Annotated in this window: 18 protein-coding genes and 1 pseudogene; 6 read left to right on the forward strand and 13 right to left on the reverse strand. The window is 45.5% G+C overall.

Annotated features, from left to right (window positions below; genetic code table 11):
- Positions 1–112: 112 nt before the first annotated feature.
- The 6 genes from prmC to fni all read right to left on the reverse strand — a co-directional run bounded on the left by prmC (position 113) and on the right by fni (position 6785).
- Positions 113–1102: a peptide chain release factor N(5)-glutamine methyltransferase gene (gene prmC, locus NSS82_RS28530; RefSeq protein ID WP_076273637.1), complete on the reverse strand. Its 990-nt coding sequence runs from the start codon at positions 1100–1102 to the stop codon at positions 113–115.
- Complete coding sequence (gene prfA, locus NSS82_RS28535; protein ID WP_036681601.1) at positions 1092–2168, reverse strand: peptide chain release factor 1; 1077 nt, start codon at positions 2166–2168, stop codon at positions 1092–1094. The genes prmC and prfA overlap by 11 nt, the downstream gene beginning before the upstream one ends.
- Before the next feature lie 233 nt (positions 2169–2401).
- A complete protein-coding gene (gene ychF / locus NSS82_RS28540; RefSeq protein WP_036681604.1) occupies positions 2402–3502 on the reverse strand; it encodes a redox-regulated ATPase YchF in 1101 nt (366 codons plus the stop codon).
- A gap of 100 nt (positions 3503–3602) precedes the next feature.
- A complete protein-coding gene (locus NSS82_RS28545; RefSeq protein WP_143761345.1) occupies positions 3603–4970 on the reverse strand; it encodes a S41 family peptidase in 1368 nt (455 codons plus the stop codon).
- A gap of 168 nt (positions 4971–5138) precedes the next feature.
- A complete protein-coding gene (locus tag NSS82_RS28550) occupies positions 5139–5609 on the reverse strand; it encodes a GNAT family N-acetyltransferase (protein WP_235219460.1) in 471 nt (156 codons plus the stop codon).
- 36 nt (positions 5610–5645) lie between these two features.
- The gene (fni, locus tag NSS82_RS28555) at positions 5646–6785 is read right to left on the reverse strand and encodes a type 2 isopentenyl-diphosphate Delta-isomerase (RefSeq protein WP_080742651.1); all 1140 of its coding nucleotides are present in this window, start codon (positions 6783–6785) and stop codon (positions 5646–5648) included.
- 283 nt (positions 6786–7068) lie between these two features.
- Here fni and NSS82_RS28560 point away from each other — a divergent pair, with 283 nt between their 5' ends.
- On the forward strand, positions 7069–8604 hold the full coding sequence (locus tag NSS82_RS28560; RefSeq protein WP_076273636.1) for a phospholipase D family protein: 1536 nt from the start codon (positions 7069–7071) through the stop codon (positions 8602–8604).
- A 50-nt stretch (positions 8605–8654) separates the two neighbouring features.
- Here NSS82_RS28560 and cls read toward each other — a convergent pair whose 3' ends face one another.
- Positions 8655–10163, reverse strand: a complete 1509-nt coding sequence (gene cls, locus NSS82_RS28565) for a cardiolipin synthase (protein WP_036681607.1) — start codon at positions 10161–10163, stop codon at positions 8655–8657.
- A gap of 227 nt (positions 10164–10390) precedes the next feature.
- On the opposite strand from cls, the gene NSS82_RS28570 reads away from it, so the two are divergent.
- From NSS82_RS28570 to NSS82_RS28580, 3 genes are all read left to right on the forward strand, one after another.
- Entirely contained in the window at positions 10391–11308 is a 918-nt protein-coding gene (locus NSS82_RS28570; RefSeq protein ID WP_036681609.1) for a TetR/AcrR family transcriptional regulator, read from the forward strand.
- A 115-nt stretch (positions 11309–11423) separates the two neighbouring features.
- Positions 11424–14591, forward strand: coding sequence for an efflux RND transporter permease subunit (locus NSS82_RS28575; protein WP_076273635.1), 3168 nt, complete (start codon positions 11424–11426; stop codon positions 14589–14591).
- Positions 14592–14800: 209 nt separating this feature from the next.
- On the forward strand, positions 14801–15124 hold the full coding sequence (locus NSS82_RS28580) for a hypothetical protein (protein WP_076273634.1): 324 nt from the start codon (positions 14801–14803) through the stop codon (positions 15122–15124).
- 373 nt (positions 15125–15497) lie between these two features.
- On the opposite strand, the gene NSS82_RS28585 is transcribed toward NSS82_RS28580, so the two are convergent.
- On the reverse strand, positions 15498–16190 hold the full coding sequence (locus NSS82_RS28585; RefSeq protein WP_036681926.1) for a TorD/DmsD family molecular chaperone: 693 nt from the start codon (positions 16188–16190) through the stop codon (positions 15498–15500).
- Positions 16191–16610: 420 nt separating this feature from the next.
- On the opposite strand from NSS82_RS28585, the gene moaA reads away from it, so the two are divergent.
- Positions 16611–17612, forward strand: coding sequence for a GTP 3',8-cyclase MoaA (gene moaA, locus NSS82_RS28590; RefSeq protein ID WP_036681928.1), 1002 nt, complete (start codon positions 16611–16613; stop codon positions 17610–17612).
- Positions 17613–17737: 125 nt separating this feature from the next.
- Here moaA and NSS82_RS32755 read toward each other — a convergent pair.
- The 4 genes and pseudogenes from NSS82_RS32755 to NSS82_RS28605 all read right to left on the reverse strand — a co-directional run.
- Positions 17738–17845, reverse strand: a pseudogene (locus tag NSS82_RS32755) (S-layer homology domain-containing protein); the annotation flags it as partial.
- 30 nt (positions 17846–17875) lie between these two features.
- Complete coding sequence (locus NSS82_RS28595; RefSeq protein ID WP_036681931.1) at positions 17876–18928, reverse strand: HAMP domain-containing sensor histidine kinase; 1053 nt, start codon at positions 18926–18928, stop codon at positions 17876–17878.
- Complete coding sequence (locus tag NSS82_RS28600; RefSeq protein ID WP_036681932.1) at positions 18925–19602, reverse strand: response regulator transcription factor; 678 nt, start codon at positions 19600–19602, stop codon at positions 18925–18927. Before NSS82_RS28600 ends, NSS82_RS28595 begins: the two co-directional genes overlap by 4 nt.
- Positions 19532–21388, reverse strand: a complete 1857-nt coding sequence (locus NSS82_RS28605) for an ABC transporter ATP-binding protein (RefSeq protein WP_076273633.1) — start codon at positions 21386–21388, stop codon at positions 19532–19534. Before NSS82_RS28605 ends, NSS82_RS28600 begins: the two co-directional genes overlap by 71 nt.
- Positions 21389–21749: 361 nt before the next feature.
- Here NSS82_RS28605 and NSS82_RS28610 point away from each other — a divergent pair, with 361 nt between their 5' ends.
- The gene (locus NSS82_RS28610) at positions 21750–22985 is read left to right on the forward strand and encodes an MFS transporter (RefSeq protein ID WP_305953522.1); all 1236 of its coding nucleotides are present in this window, start codon (positions 21750–21752) and stop codon (positions 22983–22985) included.
- Positions 22986–23070: 85 nt separating this feature from the next.
- Here the strand turns inward: NSS82_RS28610 and NSS82_RS28615 are convergent, their stop codons facing one another.
- Positions 23071–24777: a glutamine--tRNA ligase/YqeY domain fusion protein gene (locus NSS82_RS28615; RefSeq protein ID WP_038574952.1), complete on the reverse strand. Its 1707-nt coding sequence runs from the start codon at positions 24775–24777 to the stop codon at positions 23071–23073.
- Positions 24778–24921: the final 144 nt, after the last annotated feature.

The following is a 24921-nucleotide window of genomic DNA, read 5'->3' on the forward strand; positions in this document are numbered from 1 at the left end:
TTTCTTTATGATCCCCTAAGAAATCCTGCTAAATTCTATTGTAAAGGAAGTCGGATTGAAAATACAATTTCTCTACCCCGGACAAAATGAACCCTCTGCATAGCAGGCAATATTATCTCGTTATGCCTAGCACATGACGCGGGATTCCAGCCAGATCATTAATGGTGATAATCTCGATCCAATGGCCCGCTGCCGCAAGAAGTGCAGCGACTTGCTCAGCTTGACCGAAGCCAAGCTCAAAGCCGATCAGGCGCGGCGGTGCCGGGAGCAGCGTTAGCTGCTCCATCATGCGGCGGTACGGGTCCAGCCCGTCCGCTCCGCCATCCAGCGCAGTGCGCGGCTCATGGTCGCGCACCTCACGCTGCAGCCCGGCGATATCCTCGCCGGGGATGTATGGCGGGTTGGAGACGAGAATATCCGTCTCCATCCCCGTGAACGGCTCGAGCAGATCGCCGAGCCGAAAGTCCACAGCTGTGCCATTGCGCAAAGCGTTGCGCTCGGCCACAGCCAGAGCCGCCGGCGAAATATCGCCGGCGCAGACCCGCCACGCCGGCGCTTCCGCCGCCAACGTGACGGAGATCGCTCCGCTGCCGGCGCCGATGTCGACGGCGGTCAGCGGTCTTGCGGCGCGCACGTCCCCCGCGCCGCCTCCGTTGCGGGCCGTATCTCCGCCCGCGCTATCCAGCGCCGCTTCGCCCGGCGTTACAACGCCGTTCGGCCAAAGCTCCGCGCCGTAACGTAAAATCGCCTCGACAAGCAGCTCCGTCTCCGGCCGCGGAATAAGCACGTCAGGCGTCACCTCAAAAGGCCGCCCGTAAAATTCTTGCTCGCCGATGATATACTGCACCGGCTCACCAGCGCCCCGGCGGGTAACTCCCGCCTCAAATGCTTCCTTAACCGCTGCTGGAAAAGGATCTGCCAACGCCATGTAATAAGCTGCGCCAGACACTCCAAGCACATGCTCCAGCAGCAATTGTGCACTGCGCTGCGGTTCATTGCAGCCGCTCCGGCTCAAAAAAGAAGAAGCCTCCGCAAAGGCTTCCCGGATGCTTTTGACTTCCGACATGACATATACGCCATCGTTCAAAGCATTATTCTCCATTATCCATATTATCCATCAAGTCAGCTTGTTCAGCGATTGAAAGGGCTGAGATAATTTCAGTGATTTCTCCGTTCATAACCTGCTCCAAACGGTGCAGTGTCAGGCCAATACGATGGTCTGTAACCCGGCTCTGCGGGAAGTTATACGTCCGAATGCGCTCACTACGGTCACCCGTACCTACTTTACTCTTCCGTTCACCAGCATACTTCGCTTCTTCTTCCTGCCGTTTCATATCAGAGATACGGGCACGAAGCACTTGCAGCGCTTTTTCTTTATTGGAGTTCTGTGACTTACCGTCCTGACAGGTAGCAACGATGCCTGTAGGTACATGGGTTACACGTACTGCAGACTTGGTCGTATTTACAGACTGTCCGCCTGCACCACTTGAACAGAAGGTATCCACGCGAATATCTTTATCATGGATCTCGATCTCAAAAGCCTCAGCTTCCGGCATCACGGACACCGTAGAAGTAGAGGTATGAATACGACCTCCGGATTCGGTCGCTGGGATACGTTGTACGCGATGCGCACCACTTTCGTATTTCAGCTTACTGTATGCACCACGGCCGTTAATAAGGAAGATTACCTCTTTGAATCCACCAAGATCACTCGCGTTAACATCCATTAACTCAACGCGCCATCCTTGTGCATCAGCATAACGAGTGTACATCCGGTAAAGATCTGAAGCGAACAATGCTGCTTCATCTCCACCCGCTGCACCACGAATTTCAACGATTACGTTCTTATCATCATTCGGGTCTTTAGGCAGCAGCAACACGCGGATTCTCTCTTCCAGCTCCACTTGACGTTTGGAAAGGTCATCAATTTCCATCTTGACCATTTCTTTCATCTCATCATCAAGCTTTTCGCCTTGCATCTGCTTAGCAGCTTCAAGCTCTTCCATTACGCTCTTATATTCAGTATACGCCTCAAATGCAGGCTGTAGGTCTGATTGTTCTTTGGAATAGTCCCTCAGTTTCTTACTGTCGTTTGCAACATCCGGATCACAAAGCAGTTCACTGAGCTTCTCATAGCGGTCCGCCAGGGATTGCAATCGGTCCAACAAGGGAATTCACCTCTCCTGATTCAATTTCAAATTCGCAAATATAACATCAAATTTGTACTGTCATAAAAATAGATATACGACTTTATATTATACCAAAGATATTGTGAAATGGCTACAGTTCCGTACGCACAATACCTTAATAAAAAGCTTATATTTTTAAAAAGGATCATCCCAGCAATAGAAACTCCCACTGCTCGAGATGACCCCTATATCATTCGTACACTTAAACCTTCTTAAACGTTAAAACGGAAATGCATTACGTCGCCGTCTTGCACCAAATATTCTTTACCTTCAAGACGCAGTTGACCACGTTCCTTCGCACCGTTCATGGAACCAGCTGCCACAAGATCCGCGTAAGCCACTACTTCAGCACGGATAAATCCCCGTTCGAAATCTGTATGAATCACACCGGCAGCTCCAGGTGCTTTGGTGCCGCGACGAATCGTCCACGCCCGAACTTCCTGAACGCCTGCTGTGAAATACGTATACAAGCCAAGCAGTTTATAAGCCGCTTTAATCAACCGGTTAAGCCCGGATTCTTCCAGTCCCAGCTCTTCCAGGAACATAGCTTTATCTTCACCTTCAAGCTCAGCAATTTCTGCTTCTACCTTAGCACTGATCGGAACAACTTCTGCACCTTCAGTAGCTGCAAAATCGCGAACTTGCTGTACATAAGGATTGTCCTCAGCACTTGCCACTTCATCTTCACTTACATTCGCCGCATACAGCACTGGCTTCAATGTTAACAAATGAAGATCACGGATAATAAGCTTCTCGTCATCAGACAATTCTATACTACGTGCAGGTTTATCTTCGTAGAGCACTTCTTTGACGCGTTCTAGCAGCTCAACTTCTTGAGCGTATTTCTTGTCGCCGCCTTTGATATTCTTACGGGAACGCTCAATCCGCTTCTCAATGCTCTCAATATCAGCAAGAATCAACTCCAGATTAATGGTCTGGATGTCGCTGATCGGATTTACCTTTCCATCAACGTGGGTAACGTTCTCATCTTCAAAACAACGAACCACATGCACGATAGCATCTACTTCACGGATATGGGCCAGGAACTTGTTGCCTAGTCCTTCTCCTTTACTGGCACCACGCACGAGACCAGCAATATCAACAAATTCAAAAGCAGTAGGTACGGTCTTGTTCGGCTGTACCAGCTCAGTCAGTTTATCAAGACGTTCGTCTGGAACTTCAACAACACCAACGTTAGGGTCAATGGTACAAAAAGGGTAGTTAGCGGATTCTGCTCCCGCTTGCGTTATCGCATTAAACAATGTGGATTTTCCTACGTTAGGAAGACCGACGATTCCAGCTTTCAAAGCCATTTATATGACAACTCCTATTTTCAGCTAAATTGATCATCCGAATAAGCTATACGATCTAAACCATTATATATTAGAACATATTCGCCAGCAACACCGGATGTCAAGCAGATGTGTCCGAACGCGCAAGCTCTAATACCTTTTTTATCGCCGGCTGGTCCAGTAATGGCTTAGATTTATCCGGATCAACCTCCACATCAGGCACAGTCTTTACCTCTTCATTACAACTTCCATCAGAATTCAGACCCATTTCAAAGGAAAACCTGAAGAGATAACCGCTATTAGGCAATGCAACAACAAGCGGATCGATCCCTAGTCCATCCCCACCTGTCCTGCCGCCTACAACCGTTGCAAACCCGGTGCCTTTTACAAAGGCTGCAAGACCTTCCGATGATGAATACACAGAGCTATCTACCAGCAAATAGATTTTCCCTTTAAATCCAACAGATTTATTAGGGGTTACTACATCATTTGTTTTTCTATATGTCTTAAACATCTTTAAAGCTTCGGTTGGCAGCTTGGGCAGTTGCTCATCTTTGATGCCAGCAATAGGTTGTTGCCCCTTTGTAATCTGACGTGCTTGCATAAAGGTCTCCGCATATTTGCCTCTTGTATAAAGTAAGTATGTATTGTATTCGATAGGTTTATTGATCAACATAGGGACAAGATGAATTCTCCAATAATTACTGTTTCCTCCCCCATTTCCGCGGATATCTAATATTAATGTCTTATAGTCCTTTACCTCTATTAAAAAATCATGGATCTCGGAGCTGTCCATCTCCATGAGACTCCCGTCAAAGCTTTGCATGCCGAGATAAGCGATTCGATCGGGCTCTATAATGACTTTTTTTACATTCCCAGAAGTCTTTTTTGTTACATCTCCTACTCCATCTCCACCATTATGCATATCGTTATTGATATCATTAGAGCTTTGCTGCTCCGCTAAAGGTTTCTGGTTGTAACGGGCCAATACGTTAGGCTGCTGAAACACGTTGACCCAAGGCTCAAAACCAAAACCTAACTGAGCATACGTATGTAGATACCAGGGGTATTCTTCCTTGGATATAAAATTTGTATGCCCATTGTTTAATCTGCTAAGGACAAATCTCATACGTTTCAAAAACTCATCATCCGATTTCACGGCTGCTATTTTATTGCGGTATTCCTCTTTTTTAGCAAGCCAATCCTCTCCATTGAGACGTTTATTCACCTCTAAGAAAGGATAGTTCTCCTCAATAATCTTCCACATATAATCAAAATCCTCTAGCCTTTGTTCTACCGTCAATGAAGGCAAAGCTATTTCTGATTGTTCTTCAACTACAGCTGAAGAGGCTAGCGGTGCAACCGGACTTGCCTGGACTTGCTCAGACTCAGATTTCTTCTTTCCTGGTAAATCGCCACTTTTGCAGCTAACCAGTAATAGTAATACTACTGCAGAAACAACCACCCACGATACAGTCCTTGGCCTCACCTTAATCCCCCCTTTTCTCTCTTTATGACTTAATCCATTTTCAGGAATTTATTTTTTAATCATATTTTCCTAATCATCCTAAATCAAATATATTTATCACAATTATTTACATAATAATTCAGTAGAACAACAAAAAAGGACCTCTTTCGAGGTCCCCACACTTATGGACTATAGATCTTTAGACATCGTGATGTCAGTTACGATATATCCCATTTTTTTGTATAACTCAAATGCGCGATTGTTCTGGCCGAAGACGTGTAACCCGATTTTGGTAACATTCATCTCCCGGGCTTCTTCATCGAGTGCGATCATAGCCTGCTTGCCATAACCCTTACTCTGGAACGGTTCAAAAACATAAAAATCATAAATGAAAGCCTCGCGGCCGCCTCGGCCTTCACTTACGTTAAACCAGATATAACCAACCTGTTCATCACTGCTTATTTCTACTATAGAATATAGATAAGCACCATCTGTGTGCAGCCCTTTTGGCAAAGAGCGTGTTATGGCTTCCTCAGACAGCTTCATCGCGATCTCCGGATCCCAAGCACCGGCGCTGATCTTATCTTCCGCATAATCCCGGGTAGCTTGACCTAAGAAAAATTGAAAGGCCGACTCATCCATATGGACCAGTTTAATCATAATCTTACTCACTTCCTCGCTTCAATATTTACCATCCTATTTACGTATTAAACGGGAAGTACCACGTAAAGTTGCTAAATCTGGAGCGCCAATACCAAACATTGCTATTTTTAGCTCCAGCTCAACCTGTGCCAATGCAGCATCCAGCGCCTCTTCAGAATCGACAGCCGGCCCTAACAGATTGCGGCCAAAGCCTGCCAGATCAGCTCCAAGTGCCAGTGCTTTCGCTGCATCCACGCCATGTTTTAGTCCGCCGCTGCCAATCAAAGCGCCCTGCGGGGAAACTGCGCGCACCTCTGTGATACAATCAGCTGTTGGAGTACCCCAATCCGCGAAAGCCTCCGCCGCTGCCCGCCGTATAGGATCTACACTGCGGAACTTCTCCACCTGACTCCAGGATGTCCCGCCTGCACCCGCAACATCAATAAAAGCCGCACCTGCATTATAAAGACGTGCAGCTGCATCTCCATCAATGCCCCAGCCTACTTCTTTCACACCTACAGGGACTTCAAGTGCACGGCATACCTTCTCTATCTGGGATAGCAAAGAGGCAAAACCAGTGTTCCCTTCCGGTTGAAAGACCTCTTGCAGCCCATTCAGATGCAGTACAAGAAAATCAGCACCTGCGATATCCACAGCCCGGCGACATTCCTCAATCCCAAAACCATAGGACAGTTGTACAGCACCAATATTGGCGATAACCGGAATATCAGGTGCTTGATCCCGCACATAAAAGGTCGCCGTAAGCTCAGAACGCTCCACTGCCGCCCGGACCGAGCCTACACCCAGCGCCCAACCACGACGCTGTGCAGCTGTGGCCAACCGGGCGTTAATCGCTCCTGTAGCTGCGCTGCCACCTGTCATCGAGCTGATGAGCAGCGGTGTACGCAGCTTGCGATCCAAAAACGTAGTCTGCAATGATATATCGTCAAAATTCAGCTCTGGAAGAGCATTATGCTGAAATCTGTAATGTTCAAACCCTGTAGTCACACCGACGCCACCTACTTCTTCATTTAGGCAAAGGCGTACATGTTCAATTTTGCGTTCGCCTGTCTTCGATGTAGGCAATAAAGATCTTTTGTCAGAAGCCTCTACAGCCGGCAGGTCCTTGCCATGATCTGCGCCAGACTGCCTAGTCGCATCATATGGCACGGCCTCTTCTGGCGTATGATTCATGCTGCGTTCCTCCTATTCCCAAACTCGATTTATTATAACATATCCCTACAGATGAATTTACAATATGAGGTTAGCGATTACAATTCTCCGGTTTAGTAATCATTAATTTCATAAACTTCGTAATAATCGTTCAAACTCATTATAGCTAGCTGAATGTTATTTATTAATGTTAAGGATATTTGGGCTGCTTCATTTCGCTCCACTAGGTGTTAATAGGTTGGTAATACACCGGAGCATCACAATCCTAAGGAAGTGCTCTGCAATAATTTCAGGAGGAACTTCCATGAATTCAGATCGTCAGCAACCCGTTCACCCCCATAAACCTAAAGATATAAACTACGCTCCCGGTTTAACTACGAAGAAACGTTCCACTTCACGCCGCCGTACACGGGTGTTATGGGCTTTCGTCATTCTACTCCTTTGGTTAACCGGCGTAATGATTTATCAGACGCACAAACCTCTACCCAGCGGTATTTCCTTTGAAAGCCCCATATACAAAACAAATCATGTATCCTTCTGGCACGACTTAACCTATTCGGACGGTACAGCCACGGGCACTCAAGAAAGTCAGATTCTTTCGAGGATTCTACAAATTATCGAGGAGTCCGATGAATTTTTGGTGATTGACCTCTTTCTTTTCAATGATTATACCCATAAAGATCAGTCATTTCCTCCAGTCAGTCGAATGTTGACGGACAAGCTTATTTTACAAAAAACTACTTATCCTGAGATGGAGATCGTCTTCATTACGGATGAGGTTAATACCAATTACAATTCTGCACCTAATCATCTCCTGGAAGAGATGAAGGCTGCAGGGATTAAAGTGATTATGACTGATGTAAATGATCTACGCGATTCTACGCCTGCTTATTCTGCTGTCTGGCGTACCTTTATTCAATGGTTCGGACAGTCGGGCGAAGGCCGGATTCCGAATCTTATGGCCAGCGGCGGACCGGATATTACTGCTCGTTCTTATATGAAGCTACTCAATGTAAAAGCTAACCACCGTAAGGTGGTTGTTAGTGAGAATAGCGCTCTAATCTCCTCAGGAAATATCCATGATGCCAGCGCCTATCATTCCAATATCGCTCTGGAAGTACAAGGTCCAATTATTGCTGATATTCTCCAGACGGAACAGGCCGCGGTCAATCTTTCGGATGCAGGGCCATTGCTCACTTATGAGCCGGATTTCACCAAGGATAAGGACCAGCACTCTGAAGAATCTATGGAAGTCCGCTATTTAACGGAAGGAAAGGTATATAAATATGCAAGACAAGCCCTCCAATCTGCACAGGAGGGTGACACCATTTGGATGGGTATGTTCTACCTTGCCGATGATGCAATTCTCGATGAATTGGTAGAAGCTACCGAACGAGGGGCTACGGTAAGATTGATACTGGACCCCAATCAGAACGCCTTCGGCCGTGATAAAATCGGCATTCCTAACCGTCCAGTTGCCATGAACCTGAACAAGCGCACGAACGGAAAAATCTCTATTCGCTGGTACAACACGACCAAAGAACAATATCACTCGAAGCTGCTTTTCATTGCCAGACAGACTGGAAGTTCCATCATTCTTGGCGGTTCCACCAATTTCACGACACGCAATCTGGATGACTACAACCTGGAGAATAATCTGTGGGTATCTGTAAAACAAGATCAGCCTCTTTATGCCCAGATGGAAGCCTACTTCAATCGACTGTGGAATAACGAGGACCATGAGTATACCCTACCTTTTGAGGCTTATCAGGGCGAAGTGACCTGGTTCAAATATATCCTGTTCCGGTTGCAGACCACCTTGGGCTTAACTACTTTTTAAAGCAAAAACCACCGCAGATGAGGCACAACACCCTCTGCGGTGGTTTTTGGTTATAGTAACGGCGACATAAGTCGAGCAGCAGATTCCAGTATACGGATCACCATACGCTTATTCATAAATTCCTCATGCTCAATTAAGCTGGTAGATAATAAATCCCGCTCAAAATCAGCCACAATACGAGCAACACTCTCCGTCTGAATCAGTAATGCATTCACTTCAAAGTTAAGGTGGAAGCTGCGCATATCCATATTGGCCGTACCGATTGTTGCTATTTCACCATCGACGATAAGCAGCTTAGAGTGGATAAATCCCTTTTCATATTCATAAATCTTCACGCCAGCTTCCAGCAATGCCGGGAAATAAGAATGTGAAGCCAGAAAAGGAATCCATTTATCCGGCTTAGCCGGGAATAACAATCGCACATCTAAACCAGAAATAGCGGCTACACGCAGTGCAGTTAAGATGTCCTCATCAGGAATAAAATATGGACTGGCAATCCACACCGATTTCTCGGCAGAAGTGATCATGGAGAAGAAAATGTTTTTGAGCGCACGACGTTCGTTATCCGGTCCGCTAGCAATAATCTGTACGGCTCCATCACCTGTCATAAAGCGAAGTTGTGGAGTGAGGTAGTCTTGCTCCAGTATTTTTTCACCCGTAGTGTGCATCCAATCTTGCAGGAAAATAATTTGCATCGTCCGTACCGCTTCGCCTCTAACCAACATATGTGTGTCACGCCAAAATCCATAAGTCTTACTGCGGCTTAAATATTCATCGCCTACATTGAGACCACCCATGAATCCGACATCTCCGTCGATCACAACAATTTTACGGTGATTCCGGTAATTCACACGGCTGGAAAAAAAGGATGTTGAATTTCCGTAAGAAGCCACCTGAACTCCGGCGTCACTCATTTCCTTCAAAAAAGCTTTGGAAAGCTGAAAACTGCCAACGGCATCATACATAAATCTGACTGCAACACCGGCACGAGCTTTATCGATCAGAATTTGTTTAATGCGTGTTCCAATGTGGTCCGCCCGGAAGATGTAATACTCCATATGAATGTGATGCTTAGCTTGACGGAGCTCCAACAATAACGTACCAAACGTCTCTTCACCATTAGTGAGGATACGAGTTTCTGATGCAAAGGAAATAGGAGTACGTGCTAAAGTCTTGGATAACAGCAACAGTTTTTGGCGCGAGGGATCAAAGACTGACCAATCTTGGTGCGTACGTAAAGCGTCATTCTCAATTCTTTCGTAGGCCATAAGGTCTCTTTGTGCCTTTTTATCATATTTACGGCGTTTGAACACATTTTGCCCAAATAGAAAATAGAAGACCAGTCCCAGCACCGGGATCAACGCAAGCAATAAGATCCATGACATTGTTGTAGAAGGATTACGGTTCTCCATAAAAATAGCCAAGCTAATCGAAATAACTGTCAGAGTGGAGAAGATACTAATAATCGTTCCCGCAGTACTCCCAAAAATGCCGAAACCAAAATAATAAAATGCTATGAATGCCCCAATGATAATTATAGATTGAAGTCCTCTTCTCATACTCTACCTACCTTCTTATTCATACAAGCAACACGAAATTGACACATTTTATATATTACATGAAGAACCCTTTTCTTCCTAGCTAATTACTGTGCAAAAGTCTATTTACGACAAAACTGTAACCCTTCTATTCCGATATTTGTATTGCCTGGTTGGATGGAATATAATAATTTTGACCAACTAGTCAATTATAGAACCCAGTAGTCAGAAAGGAGGTTAATCCTTTAATGAATGATAAAACTATTGACAAGCAGGAACAAATTATTAAGATCGCCATGCAGTTATTCGCTGTGAAAGGCTCCTCGTCCACATCCATGCAAGAGATCGCTGAATTATGTGGGATTTCGAAGGGCAGTTTGTATCTGGTATTTAAATCAAAAGAAGAACTGGAGCGCAGTATCTTCCTTTATTGTTATCGGATGATTCGTGATCCCTTGTTACGTGAAGAACAGGAAACCCGACGAACACCACGTGAGAAGCTTAGGAATCAGATAGAAATTCTGCTAAGTCACGTGTACGAATTGCGCGAGTTCTTGCAGCGTCAAATTCAGGAGGTTGCGGGCAAAGGATTTGATACTGAAGTCCCGGACTGGCTGCGGAGAAACAACGCTTCCTTCTTAAGATGGTTCCAGGTGAAGATGGAGTTGCTCTATGGAAAAGACGTCGTTCCCTATACCGGAGATTTATGTATGATCGGACATGGTCTCATCAAGTCTTATATTGCGGTTATTTTTCGTAAGGATACGCAGGTACCCATTGCCGATATGGCAGATCATCTAATGAATCTAATGGATATGATTGTGTCTGGCTTACTCACTAGTAAACAGGTTCCACTAATCAACTCTGCTACTTTAGCGAACTGGATGGCGGAGAATGAGGAGAATAAACGAAAGAATCCATTACAGCTCATTAAAGAAATGAAGACTGTGGTCAGTAAATTAAATAGTATAGAATCCGAAGAAGCAGCCGATCTGCTGGAATCGCTCAATATTCTGGAAGGTGAAGTGCTTATACCTCACCCACGAAAAGCAATCATTCAGGGGATGCTGTCCAACCTCCAATCCTGCTCTGAGCTCACAGCAGAATTAGAAGAGCTGAGGAAGCTAATTGCCTCAATTCCGCACAATTCATGTGTATTTCGTTAATTGACTCTAAGAAGAGTTCGGTAGAGAGAAAGTCATGGATAGTGAGTATTATGAATTTTTATAATGGCGCCTTATTTCGTAAAGAAAAGGGCCGAGAGGAGCAGAAACGAAACTTATGAAAAGCTTAATTAATTTCTCGCTCAGGAACAAATTTGCCATTTGGCTTCTGACGATAATTATTGTGTTTGCCGGTTTATATAGCGGACTGACGATGAAGCAAGAAACCTTGCCTAATATTAGTATACCCTATCTTAGCGTAACAACCATTTATCCGGGGGCCGCACCAGAAGGCGTCGTTAATGATGTCAGCAAACCGTTGGAGCAAAAGCTCCGCAATGTGGATGGTGTAAAGACGATCACCTCCACTTCTCTGGAGAATGCCTCCAGTATCCAAATTGAATTCGATTACGGAACAAATCTGGATAATGCTACAGCAGCAGTGCGCGAATCGCTAAATGAGGTCTCATTGCCAGACAATGTGCAGAAGCCTTCCATTTCCCGTTTTAGCCTTAGCTCAATGCCTGTCGTTTCGCTCAGTCTTTCCAATGGAGATACCCAGGACCTTGAGGAATTGACACGTATTGCTGAGAACGATATTCGCCCAGCCCTAGAGGATGTTGAGGGTGTGGCTTCTATTCAAATCTCTGGTCAATACGTCAAAGAAGTATCACTTAAATTCAATCAAGATAAGCTCAGCCAATATGGACTGACTGAAGATACCGTTAAAGGTATCATTCAAGGCTCTTCCCTCCGTGTTCCACTAGGACTATTCGAGATGGACAAGGCTCAAAAAGCAGTTGTCGTGGACGGCAACATCACTACCGTTGAAGATCTTAAAAATGTGACCATACCGGTAATGCCAACTGGCGCTAACGCTGCAGGTGCTGCAGGTGCTGGAGCTACCGGCGCTGGTGCTGCTAACGGAGCTGCTGGTGCAGGTGCTGGAAATGCTGCTCCTGGCGGAGCTGCAAGTATGGGACTTCCAACCGTGAAGCTCGGAGAGTTGGCCACGATTGAGGTTGTGGGGAATTCCGAATCCATCTCCCGTACAAATGGTAAAGAATCGATCGGTATTCAGATTGTCAAAGCCAATGATGCCAACACTGTTGATGTTGTAAATGGCGTTAAAGACAAAACTGAAGAATTAAAAGCACAATATAAAGGCATTGACCTTACTGTTCTGCTTGACCAAGGTAAGCCCATTGAGGACTCCGTAAATACGATGTTGTCCAAAGCTGTGTTTGGTGCCTTATTCGCAGTAATTATCATTTTGGTGTTCCTGCGGAATATTCGTTCGACGATTATTTCTATCATCTCTATTCCATTATCCCTGCTGATTGCAGTGCTGTGTCTGCGGCAGATGGACATTACGCTTAATATGATGACACTTGGAGCGATGACGGTCGCGATCGGGCGGGTAGTCGATGACTCGATTGTAGTTATAGAGAACATATATCGACGGCTCTCCTTATCTGGTGAGAAACTGAAGGGCAGAGAATTAATCAGTGCAGCCACGCGTGAAATGTTCGTGCCTATCATGTCATCTACAATTGTAACCATCGCGGTGTTCTTACCACTTGCTTTGGTTAGTGGTATGGTTGGTGAGCTGTTCTTGCCTTTCGCTCTAACCATGGTCTTCGCCCTGCTCGCTTCATTAGTAGTTGCGATTACCCTAGTTCCTGCAATGGCTCACTCGTTGTTCCGTAATGGATTGAAAGGTAAAAAAACTCACAGCGAGAAACCAGACAAACTTTCTGCTGGTTATCAAAAGATTCTGAACTGGTGTCTTTCTCATAAACTCGTTACGTTTGGAGTTGCCGTTCTTCTCCTTGCGGGCAGCTTATTCTTAATCAAGCCTATTGGTGTAAGCTTCATGCCATCCCAAGAGGATAAAACTGTAATGCTTACTTATTCACCAAAGGCTGGACAACGGATTGAGGAAGTTCAAGAACAAGGTCTGAAAGCTGAAAAATACATTTTAGCGCAGAAGCATATAGACAAAATGCAATATTCCATCGGCGGTGGAAGCCCGATGGGTATGGGTGGATCCAGCAATTCAGGACTATTTTTCATCGTTTATGATAGTGATACTCGTGATTTCGAAGCTGTTAAAGAGAAGCTTATTGAAGGTTTGACCGCAGAAGAGCCAGATGGTGTATGGGGTGACATGTCCGCTCTGATGAGTGGAGGCATGGGTGGAAGCACTCTGACCGTGAATGTATTCGGAGATGAACTGGATCAGCTGAAGCCGGTCGCGGATGAGATTGCCTCAATCGTACAGGCTGACACCACTAATTTCAAAGACGCAGAAACAAGTCTCAAGGAAGCTTACGATCAATATACGATTGTAGCGGATCAACAGAAGCTTAGCTCCCTTGGACTTACAGCCGGACAAATTGCGATGAAGCTGAGTCCAGCAGGCACGCGTCCAGTGCTCACAGAAGTAGAATTGGACGGCAAGAACTACAAAGTCTATATCGAAACAGATAAAGAAACGTACAAGAGCATTAAAGAAATGGAAGAGGCTACTTTGACTTCGCCACTAGGCATTTCCGTGCCAATCGGGCAAGTCGCTAAAATTGAAAATGGCTCCTCACCTGACTCGATTACTCGTATGGACGGTAAAATGAAGGTAGATGTTACTGCCGAAATTATTTCGAGTGACGTGAATAGCGCTTCGAACAGCGTGAAAGAAAAAGTAGATGCTATGGAATTGCCTGATGGTGTAACTGTTACCTTCGGCGGTGTAACCGAGCAGATCAATGATACGTTTGGTCAATTAGGAATTGCTATGGCGGCCGCTATTGCCATCGTATACTTCGTGCTTGTGGTTACATTTGGCGGTGGATTAGCACCATTCGCTATCCTGTTCTCACTTCCTTTCACAGTGATTGGGGTACTCGTTGCCCTGCTGATCGCTGGGGAAACCTTAAACGTGTCCTCGCTCATGGGTGCGCTGATGTTGATTGGTATCGTAGTAACGAATGCGATTGTCCTCATCGACCGCGTTATTCATAAGGAAAAAGAAGGACTCACTACGCGTCAGGCCTTGCTTGAAGCAGGTGGCACACGTTTACGTCCAATCCTGATGACTGCCCTTGCAACGATTGGTGCATTGCTGCCATTGGTTACTGGACTTGAAAATAGTGCAGGAATTATCTCTAAGGGGCTCGGCGTGACCGTAATCGGTGGTTTGGTCAGTTCCACGCTGCTGACACTTGTAGTAGTGCCAGTCGTGTATGAATTCCTGATGAAATTCCGCAGCAAAAAGGTAATTGATTAGAACACCTGATGTGACCAAGTAAATTAGATTTAAACAAGAGGCTGTCTCCAAAGTAGTGAATTCTACTTATGAGGCAGCTTCTTTTTTTTAGTAAAAGACTGCACAGCGGATTCCTACTTTGGCCAATAGACTGTGTGCTGTGCCAATGTTCAACGTCATTAGGTTGGGTGGTGAGTGGAGAGAGTTGAGCGGTGAAAAATACGTGATGTGTGATAGCTGATGTACTGTGGGTGCTGGATGATATGCAATTTATGGTGGGGGGTTTGCGATATGCGGTATTTGTGGCGACAGGCGGTGGAGCATTTGCAGCATTGTGGTGGCAGACGATGTACCGTGAGCGCTGGATGATATACGAAGAGCGGTGGACGATGTGCGATTTATGGTGGGGTTCGCGGCATACAGCGGGTGATCTGCGTGGGTCGTTTGGACGGCGTACATTTGTGTTTACTGCGTTCTGTGTTTGGGCGATGTGCGGAGTGGATCTTAAACTAATTAGGGAAAAATTCCCTGAAAAAAGCCGATATTTTCTCTAAATGAACGAAATTAGGGATTTCCTCCCTGATAATAAGGGGATTTCTTTAATTACCACCGAATCAGCTATATTTTAGGGAGGTTTTCCCTAATTATTAGTCTGATGACTGAAAATCCCAGAATTTCAGGGAGAAATTCCCCAATTAGTCTATCGGTGCTTCAGTTGGGCAACAATAAGACGCTTCGGTTGGTACTTCAATTACTACTTCAGTTGGTGTGTCAGCCTCTACTTCTATCGGAGTTTAACTAGATCATCACTAGGATGCTTCACATGGTACTTCTATTTGTGCTTCTACAGAGCTTCTATTAAAGCTTCATATCTACTTGAATAGCACGCAAAAGCCCGACCTATCAATTAGGTCGGGCTTTCTAATATTAAATGCTTGTAGCCGCACTGCTCTCCAATGAAGCTCTCCAGGAACGAAGCATTTGCAGATCAAGTGGCAGAAACTCCTCAAGCATATGAGAGAGGCCTAGATATAGCGGACTATCTGTTGCTGCATTTAGTTTCTGACAGAACTGCGGTGTCCATTGAAGTAGATGCTTTTCCAAAAAGGACTCCTGAATATCAAGCAGCTCCATAGCACTTCTTATTGAAAAGCTATTGTAAAGCATACGCTCATGCATGACTGCCATAAATTCGAGCTCAATAGCAATATGATCATCGGCTTCACCATTACACTTATTGAATACAATTCCAGCGGAGGTGTACACATCCGCAAGCACGTTGCAGAAATCCTCCGAACGACCTAAAATCGCTGCTTCGCGCAATTTAAAAGAACTAACGGACTGCTCTTGCATAAGCCGTTTATATTCTTTGCTCTCTTTCTCGCATATCATTGGCAGCTTGTTCGGTTCCTGACTCAAATAGCGCTTCAGCTCCCGACCGCCTTCTGTCATCTCTGCCGCTACACTCATCTGGCGATGGCGGCTCCATTGAGCCACTAGAGAGAGTGATGGTTTTCTACCCAAAAAATCCACTAAAAGCTGATATATTAATCCCCGACTTTCCAACCAACGGCTAAAAGCCTCCGGAACGGTGAGCGATGGAACAGTATGTGTACTCATTTTGCAAATCCTCCTCAATGGTTTCCCGGTCACTCTCCGTCACACACATTACCGACGTGCGGTTTCCGGTATCCTATCTGTTTTCGCAAAAGTGAACGTTAAAACTAATCCGCACCTAGATTATATCGGAAATTAAAAGCGCTTTCCGTGAGCATTCTATGTCTAAAAACTTTATTTGTCGTACTTTTGTCACACTTTTCGTTATTCAATATGCGTTATCTTCTTATCTAGTTTGTCCAGTTTTATGTAATGAAACCCTGTCGTCCAGAACTTTGCTCATTGACGTGAATCCAAGCAATCTTTAAAATTCTAAACAAGTATAAACATCTTCGCGTTCTATCCTGTTAGTGACGTTAGGCGTTTATACGAGAAAATTTAAGAGCAATTTATCAGCCAGATTTAAAGGAAGGGAGCAACGCCATGGAGCCGCTGACGGACCCTTTTGGACGTTTACACGATTACATCCGCATTTCGGTTACCGACCGCTGCAACCTGCGTTGCATCTATTGTATGCCAGCGGAAGGGATGCAATTCCAACCGCAGGACGAGATTCTAAGTTACGAGGAAATTACCGCAGTCGTTAAGTCGCTAGCCCCTCTTGGATTACGTAAAGTACGACTAACTGGCGGAGAACCTCTTGTCCGCAAAGATCTGGAAAAGCTTGTTGCGATGATATCCGCGATTCCAGGTATAGAAGATATTTCGCTGACTACAAATGGTTTAATGCTTCCAGCCAAAGCCGCGCTGTTAAAAGAGGCTGGTCTGTCACGGGTAAACATCAGCCTAGACTCTTTACGGCAGGATCGATTTTCTATGATTACTCGTGGCGGTGAAGTCGCCAAGGTATTAAAGGGGATCGAGGCCGCACAAGCCGCCGGACTTCAACCGATAAAGCTTAACGTTGTATTGATGAAAGGAATTAATGACGACGAAATCAAAGACTTCATCTCCCTTACGCTGGAGAGTCCTCTAAATGTACGCTTTATAGAATACATGCCGATTGGCAGTGCTACTGATGCTTGGCGCCAAACTTATCTGCCTCTGGAAAGGGTTGTAGAAGCTTGTACTGAGGCTGGTTGGGAAACGGAAGCAGCAGAAATGCCCTCCGGGAATGGCCCTTCCCAGAATCGGCGGGTTGTTGGAGCCCCTGGTACATTCGGCCTGATTCATCCGGTGAGCGATCACTTCTGCGATAATTGCAACCGCCTGAGACTTACCGCAGATGGGCACATCAAAGCTTGCCTGTATTGGGCAGATGAATACAATGTCCGTCCTTTAATAAGCGATCCTGCTGCTGTGCAGGCCTTATTCCGGAAAGCGCTGGGCAACAAACCTCATAACCATGAAATGGCCTTAGCTCTGGAGAAAAAAGCACAAAGCCACACGCCGACAGCTCGGCGCATGTCTCAAATTGGTGGATAAACGTCCATCCCGGTATTATAGTTCCTCTTTTAATTTCATAAATACAAAAAACGCCGCTTTCCCACTGAACAATCTGGGAAAGCGGCGTTTGGTTTAAAGCTTAGCGATGAACTATTCAATCACTATTAGAGAGACAGAGCTTCGAGCAGCTTATAAATAGTCGCTCCTGCCTCGGCTCTTGTGGCATTATTCTCAGGACGGAAGGTGTTATCCTCGAATCCACCCAGAATACCAGCTTCAGCTGTTTTTCACATACAGCAAGTTTATTTCTTTCGTACTCGCAAGCTCACCTTAAAGGCGGTTCCTTCCCCCGGACGACTATGTACAGTTACCTTACCTTCATGCAGCTCAACGATTTTTTTAACCAGTGACAGACCCAGTCCACTACCGCCACCACTTGCGGTTCTAGCTTTATCTGCCTTATAGAAACGCTCGAAGATCCGAGGCAGATCTTCCTCCGAGATGCCAATCCCGCTATCTTGAATCTCCACCTCTACCTGCTCATCCACCATGCGAAGGCTAATATGGATGTAACCGTTCTGCGGAGTAAACTTGATGCTGTTATGCAGTAGATTGGTCCAGACCTGGCTCATTAAATCTTTTACAGCAGATACATTCACTTCTTCCAGTTCAGCCTCTACCTCTATATTTTTCTCCAACCACTGTGGTTCAGAAGCCAGAATCGTATCTCTAAGCTGCTTATCCAGGCGGTAAATCTGATTTTCAAACGGAAAATTGCCCGATTCAAGCGCGGACAGCTTCAATAAATTATCACTGAGCCCAGATACACGGGTACTCTCAGCCACGATAATATTAAGGTAGTGCCTCCTGCTCTTCACACTCAAAGTTTCATCCTGCAGCGCAAGAGCAAACCCCCGAATAGAGGTTAGCGGAGATTGAATTTCATGCGATACATTAGAGATAAAGTCTTGACGCATGGTCTCCATCTGACTCAGTTCGCTGGCCATTACGTTGATGCTCTCTACAATCTCACCAAAATCACCATAGTCCTTAGTATTATCGAGTACCACATTGAAATCACCCTTAGCAATACGCCCTAAACCTTCGATAATTGATTTATAAAAAACACGTTCCCAGCCCCGGAATAACTTGGAGGTTACCAATGCCATCATGAACAAAATCACAATTCCGACCATCACGCCGATTAACTGGGTCAAATACTCCGAAGAGGGGCGTCCAACCCTGCCATATATCCAGTTCATTAAGAAATAAGCTGCACTCCAGCTAATCCCAACGCCACCGAAGTAAATAAAAGTCATCCCAATCCGCTTAAGAAGCTCCTTAAACCGGTTCATGCCTCTGCCTCCAGCCGATAGCCTAATCCGCGGATGGTACGAATAACAAACCCGTATTTATCTGGAGCGAACCGTTCGCGTAAACGGTTGATATGCACATCGAGCGTCCGCTCATTCCCTTCAAAATCATAACCCCATATCTCTTCGATCAGCCTGTCTCTAGTCAATGTCTGCCCCGGATAGCTGCCCAGCTTAAACAACAGCTCAAATTCCTTAAGCGGCAAGGTGACTTCTCCATACTCTGAGGATACCTCGTAGGTTTTACGATTCATTCGCAGCCGGCCGATCCCCACACTTTGTGCAGCAGAGATTTGGTAACGTTTGAGCAGCGCCTTTACTCGCGCAATAAGCACCACTGGCTCAAAGGGTTTGACGAGATAGTCATCACTTCCCAGTTCAAAGCCCTTCACAATTTGGGAGGTCTCACCCTTAGCCGTCAGCATCAATATCGGAAAATCATAAGTTTGGCGCATCTTCCGGCACAGCTCCCAGCCATCCAAATTGGGCATCATCACATCAATAATGGCTAAGTCTATGTTATGGCTCTCCAGAATCTGAAGAGCCTCCAGTCCATCAGAAGCTCCATAGATGTCATCCATCCCCTCAGCTCTCAGAAATACTTCTACCAATTCGCGGATGTGCGGATCGTCGTCCGCTACTAGTATTTTTGTCATGTATCACTGGAGCCTCCTCTTTATTGTCTTGAATCTCAAGGTTATTCATCTGCAGCTGCTGGGTGGCAAATTCACGATACAGCTCATGGTTTTCCAGCAGTTCTTCATGTCTTCCCATCCCGGTAATCTGGCCCTTTTCCATAAAAATAATCTGCTCAGCATTTACAACAGTAGCCAAACGGTGCGCAATTACAATCGTAGTCCGGCCCTTCATCAAATTGGACAGTGCTTTCTGTACTACGGCCTCTGATTGGCTATCCAGACTGGAGGTAGCCTCATCAAGCATAAGAATCTTTGGATTCCGCAGCAGCGCTCTAGCAATAGCAATCCGTTGCCGCTGTCCACCTGAGAGCTTCACACCTCTCTCACCAACATCCGTATTATATCCTTCAGGAAGCTCATCGATAAAGCCATCTGCATAAGCCATTGCTGCTGCTGCACGCATCTCCTCCATGCTAACGTCGCGATCCAATCCATAGGTTAAATTCTCAGCAATCGTACCTGCCAATAATGGGCTTTCCTGTGAGACATACCCGATCAGTTTCCGCCATGAGCGTAAAGAGAAGGTTGACACTGGTTTATCACCTAACTTAACCATACCTTTCTGAGGCTCATAGAATCGTTCGAGCAGTGAAAATAATGTAGTCTTGCCGCCCCCGCTCGGTCCAACAATAGCCGTCACCTGACCCGGAAGCATCCGAAAGCTTACATCGGTTAGCACATTCTCACCATTTTTATATCCAAAGCTTAGATTTTCTACCGAGATAGGACCTTCTGCACCGTTCGCCTCTTCCTGGCCCTCATATACCTCCTCTTCTGCTGCCAGGGTTTCAATAATGCGCTCTGATGCCCCTTTAGCCTTCTGAATCTGTGTAAAGAACGTGGTCAATTGAGTAAGCGGCATAATAATCTGAATGAGATACAGGATAAAGGCTACCAGCTCTCCAGCTGTCAAAGCCCCGGAAGATACCTGCATTCCGCCATAACCGATAATGACCACAAGTAACATCATAAAAACAAAAGAGACAAGTGGACTGATCATAGCGCTGATTTTGCCTTCACGAATACCAAAGGAGAGCAGGTTCATAATTCCGGTTTTGCCTGCTTCGTACTCTTTTTTCTCTGCACCCGAGGATTTGACCAGACGGATTTCTGACAATACACCACTAAGTGTCGCGGTAAAAGAGGCTGTTTCGTCCTGCATGCCTTTGGAGATTTTGTACATCTGCCGTCCAAGCGGCACCAGAATCAACGCAGATAGTGGAAGAACGGTGAATAGAACAAGCGTCATTTTCCAATTTAAAAATAACAGCACAGCAATGGAGCCCACAATGGAGATCACTCCGGTAAATAAGCTGGCCAGATGTTCAGAAATCAGCGTTTTGATGATCCCTGTATCATTCGTCATCCGGCTGACGCTTTCTCCTGTTCGATTATCATTGTAATAAGCTACTGGCAATACTAAAAATTTACGCCATAACCGGTCACGTAGACCTGCAACCATCTTCTGGCCCACGTAATTCAGCAGATAGATGGAAATTCCCCCGGCGATCGTCTGCGCGATAAAAGCACCCGCTATACCCGCAATTTGCAGCTTGCTGACGGAGGCCAAAGAAAAGCCATCCACCAGATTTTTGGTGAACATTGGGATCACCAGACTAACCAATGTCGAGATCATGCTTAGTGCAATGGCTATTGCCAATAAGCCGTATGAAGGCTTGGTCTCTTTTAATAATGTGAGGAATGGCTTCAGCGCCGTTTTCCCCTTAGCTTCGGATTTTCTCATGCAAAAACTCCCCTTTTCTTGGTGACTCTGCGAGAAGAGTGTATCATCTCTGTTTCGCTTAACCCCATCCTAGCCCTGAATTGTAAACTGAAGTTAAACCCGTTGATCCGCTTTTGTACGACGTAGATAGGGTAATCCTCAGGCATATTCCTAGTAAGGAGGAGCGATCTCTTAACATTTCTGCCACCTGCAAACTTGTTATATGCGTTTTTTGTCACTTAGCGGATCAAATTTAAATAAACGTTAAAAAAATGTAAAAAAGTAAAAAAGGAAGTTTGTATCCCTTTTCAACACGTGTTACAGTGATAGAAGGGCCTAATATTGGTCAGTATATCCATGCAAGACATCTAGTGGGAAAGGAGTGACGCATTTGCGGAAAGGCGTTAACTATCCATCTTCTTTCACGTCTTTAAAATGGTTCAATTTTTTTGTATACGGAACCATGGTCCTCTTCTCCAGCTTCTTTCAACTATACCTGCTGGATGTAGGGATGAACAAATTAGAGATCGGTGCCGTATTCTCTATGGGTGCGCTAGTATCCATCTTTGCAAATCCATTCTGGGCGATCTGGACTGACCGATACCAGAATATCCGGCGAATCGTTTTGCTTATGTTAATCGGAACATTAGTGTTATCCCAGCTTATGTTTCGGGCAAATACATATGAGATGATCTACATCTCCATTCTTTTGTTCTATTTCTTCCAAGGACCGTTATTTGCTCAGAGCAATACGATGATTCTCAGCTATATTGACGGAACTAACTATCGCTTCCGTTCTTTTCGGCTTTGGGGTTCATTGGGGTGGGCACTAATTGCAATTGCCGCCGGATTGGTCCTAGATTGGGCTGGTGTATCTATCTTGTCCTATCTGTTTGCAGGCTTACTATGTGCATCAATGTTATCCATTCTTGCATTACCGAAACTTAACCATACCATTGGCATGGCTCCTATGCCGTATAGAGGCTTCAGCAAACTAATTTATAATCCCTTTTTCTTGTGTTTCATATTGTTTGGTATCCTAGTTTCCATACCGAACACCATGAACACCACATTCATGTCTTTGTATATTACGGACCTAGGCGGCTCCAAGGGAATGATTGGTCTCGCAGTATTCCTCTCCTCTATTTTGGAAGTGGGTGTATTTGTTCTCTGCGACCGATTCCTTAAACGTAAAATATCTGTTCTGCTCGGCTGGCTTGCGCTGGTTAGCGCTTTATTCGTACTACGATGGTGGTTCATGGCGGACGCGACTACAGCCCTCCAAGTAGTGCTCATTCAAATTTTACACTGCATAACATTTGGTGGTTTCTTCTATGTAGGCACTCAACTGACCATGCTTCTTATTCCAAGACCTTACCGTGCTTCAGGACAAGCGCTCTACACACTGACTTGGAGCGGTATAGCCGGTATTGTTGGAGGAGTTCTCGGCGGGTGGATGTATCAGAATCTAGGGGCACAGAGCATGTATCAAGCGGGTGTCTTCTTGACACTGTTTGGAACGCTAGGCTTTACCTTCATGTGGCTCTTTGTAAACCGCGGAGGCTACCGGCCCCCTACAGAGGATGAGGAAGAACTCTCTCACATCGAAATATTATAAGCGAAAATATAAAAAACAGGCTCAAACGTACCTAAACGGGACGTTTGAGCCTGTTTTATTATAAAGAACCTGAACGAATCAAGTGTTAGCCTTGTTTTGGAGGCTGAAATGAACTCTTCAGTGAAACGATAAGATTGAATACGAGATGCCCAGGCGCCGAATATTTGCTATCTACATTAAAATAGCCATGACGGAAGAACTGGAATTTATCCTGAGCCACACTGTCCTTAAGTGCGGGTTCCACAAAACCTTGTAAGATTTCAATGGATTTAGGATTAAGCTGATCCAAGAAGCTAGGCTCGGCTTTCTCTACCGTGGAATCCAGACCTTCAACTTCTGCAGCTTCATCTACTTCTTCAGCAGAAATCAGTGGCTCGTATAAACGGAATTCTGCAGGCACAGCTTGACTAGCTTCTACCCAGTGCAGAGTACCTTTTACCTTGCGGCCTGTAAATCCACTGCCACTCTTTGTTTCCGGATCATACGTACAATGCAGTTCAACAACCTCGCCATTCTCATCTTTAATGACTTCATTACATTTGATGAAATAAGCATGCTTCAGGCGTACTTCATTGCCGGGGAACAAGCGGAAATATTTATTGGGCGGATTCTCCATGAAGTCGTCGCGCTCAACATAGATCTCACGAGAGAACGGAATTTGGCGTACGCCCATTTCTTCATTCTCTGTATTATTTTCCGCTTCAAGCCATTCTGTTTGGCCTTCCGGATAATTGGTGATAACAACCTTAAGCGGACGAAGTATAGCCATAGTGCGAGGCACAGTTAACTTAAGGTCTTCCCGGATAAAGTGCTCCAGCATTTGCAGGTCCACTAGACCCTGACTCTTGGAGATCCCTGCTTCGTACACGAATTTACGAATCGCTTCCGGCGTATATCCTCTGCGGCGCAGGCCGGAGATCGTTGGCATCCGCGGATCGTCCCAGCCATCCACATGTTTTTCGTCTACCAGCAGCTTCAGCTTACGTTTACTAGTCATGGTTTGAGCGAGATTCAGACGGCCGAATTCATATTGATGCGGAACTGAAGGCATCTCACATTCCGCTACGACCCAATCATAAAATGGGCGTTGATCTTCAAACTCAAGCGAACAAAGGGAGTGAGTTACTCCTTCAATAGCGTCCTCAAGTGGATGAGCGAACGTATACATCGGATAGATGCACCATTTATCCCCTGTATTATGGTGATGCGCATGAGTAATCCGATAGATGACAGGATCACGCAGATTAATATTTGGTGATGCCATATCGATCTTGGCACGAAGAACCTTCTCACCATCTTTGAATTCCCCTGCCCGCATACGGCGGAACAGATCCAAATTCTCTTCGATGCTGCGCTCACGATGTGGACTGTTCTGTCCTGGCTCTGTCAGCGTTCCCCGCAATTGGCGAATTTCATCCGCGCTGAGGTCATCTACATAAGCTTTACCTTTAGTAATTAATAATTCGGCACGTTTGTACATTTCCTCAAAATAATCCGATGCAAAACGCAGCTCTTCCCATTCATAACCCAGCCACTTTACATCTTCCTGAATGGAGTTCACATATTCCGTATCTTCTTTGGCAGGATTCGTGTCGTCAAATCTTAGGTTAGTCTTGCCACCGAACTCGTCCGCCAGTGTAAAGTTAATCCAAATCGCCTTGGCATGTCCGATATGTAAGTAACCGTTCGGCTCCGGCGGAAAGCGTGTGACAACTTCTTTTACTTTACCCGTACGGAGGTCTTCGGTAATAACATTTTTAATAAAATTGGAGGGGGTAGTACGGTTCTCCACAGCTATCAACCTTTCGTTCTGTAGTGTTACACTACTTCTTGTATAAACATGTTTCCTACTAATATACCCGTTAACTGTAGATTGTTCAATAAAAGGGGGCACATGGCCTGGATCAATTTTTAGCATCTTTAGACCTTTTGACTT

The organism is Paenibacillus sp. FSL H7-0735 (assembly GCF_038008505.1).
GTDB classification, from domain to species: Bacteria; Bacillota; Bacilli; order Paenibacillales; family Paenibacillaceae; genus Paenibacillus_AQ; species Paenibacillus_AQ odorifer.

What these genes read in the sequence shown, in the direction of transcription:
- prmC (WP_076273637.1), bottom strand. Translation starts at nt 1,102, where the DNA reads ATGGAGAATAATGCTTTGAACGATGGCGTATATGTCATGTCGGAAGTC.
- NSS82_RS28560 (WP_076273636.1), top strand. Translation starts at nt 7,069, where the DNA reads ATGAATTCAGATCGTCAGCAACCCGTTCACCCCCATAAACCTAAAGAT.
- NSS82_RS28600 (WP_036681932.1), bottom strand. Translation starts at nt 19,602, where the DNA reads ATGACAAAAATACTAGTAGCGGACGACGATCCGCACATCCGCGAATTG.
- NSS82_RS28550 (WP_235219460.1), bottom strand. Translation starts at nt 5,609, where the DNA reads ATGATTAAACTGGTCCATATGGATGAGTCGGCCTTTCAATTTTTCTTA.
- NSS82_RS28575 (WP_076273635.1), top strand. Translation starts at nt 11,424, where the DNA reads ATGAAAAGCTTAATTAATTTCTCGCTCAGGAACAAATTTGCCATTTGG.
- moaA (WP_036681928.1), top strand. Translation starts at nt 16,611, where the DNA reads ATGGAGCCGCTGACGGACCCTTTTGGACGTTTACACGATTACATCCGC.
- NSS82_RS28595 (WP_036681931.1), bottom strand. Translation starts at nt 18,928, where the DNA reads ATGAACCGGTTTAAGGAGCTTCTTAAGCGGATTGGGATGACTTTTATT.
- fni (WP_080742651.1), bottom strand. Translation starts at nt 6,785, where the DNA reads ATGAATCATACGCCAGAAGAGGCCGTGCCATATGATGCGACTAGGCAG.
- NSS82_RS28585 (WP_036681926.1), bottom strand. Translation starts at nt 16,190, where the DNA reads ATGAGTACACATACTGTTCCATCGCTCACCGTTCCGGAGGCTTTTAGC.
- cls (WP_036681607.1), bottom strand. Translation starts at nt 10,163, where the DNA reads ATGAGAAGAGGACTTCAATCTATAATTATCATTGGGGCATTCATAGCA.
- ychF (WP_036681604.1), bottom strand. Translation starts at nt 3,502, where the DNA reads ATGGCTTTGAAAGCTGGAATCGTCGGTCTTCCTAACGTAGGAAAATCC.
- NSS82_RS28605 (WP_076273633.1), bottom strand. Translation starts at nt 21,388, where the DNA reads ATGAGAAAATCCGAAGCTAAGGGGAAAACGGCGCTGAAGCCATTCCTC.
- NSS82_RS28570 (WP_036681609.1), top strand. Translation starts at nt 10,391, where the DNA reads ATGAATGATAAAACTATTGACAAGCAGGAACAAATTATTAAGATCGCC.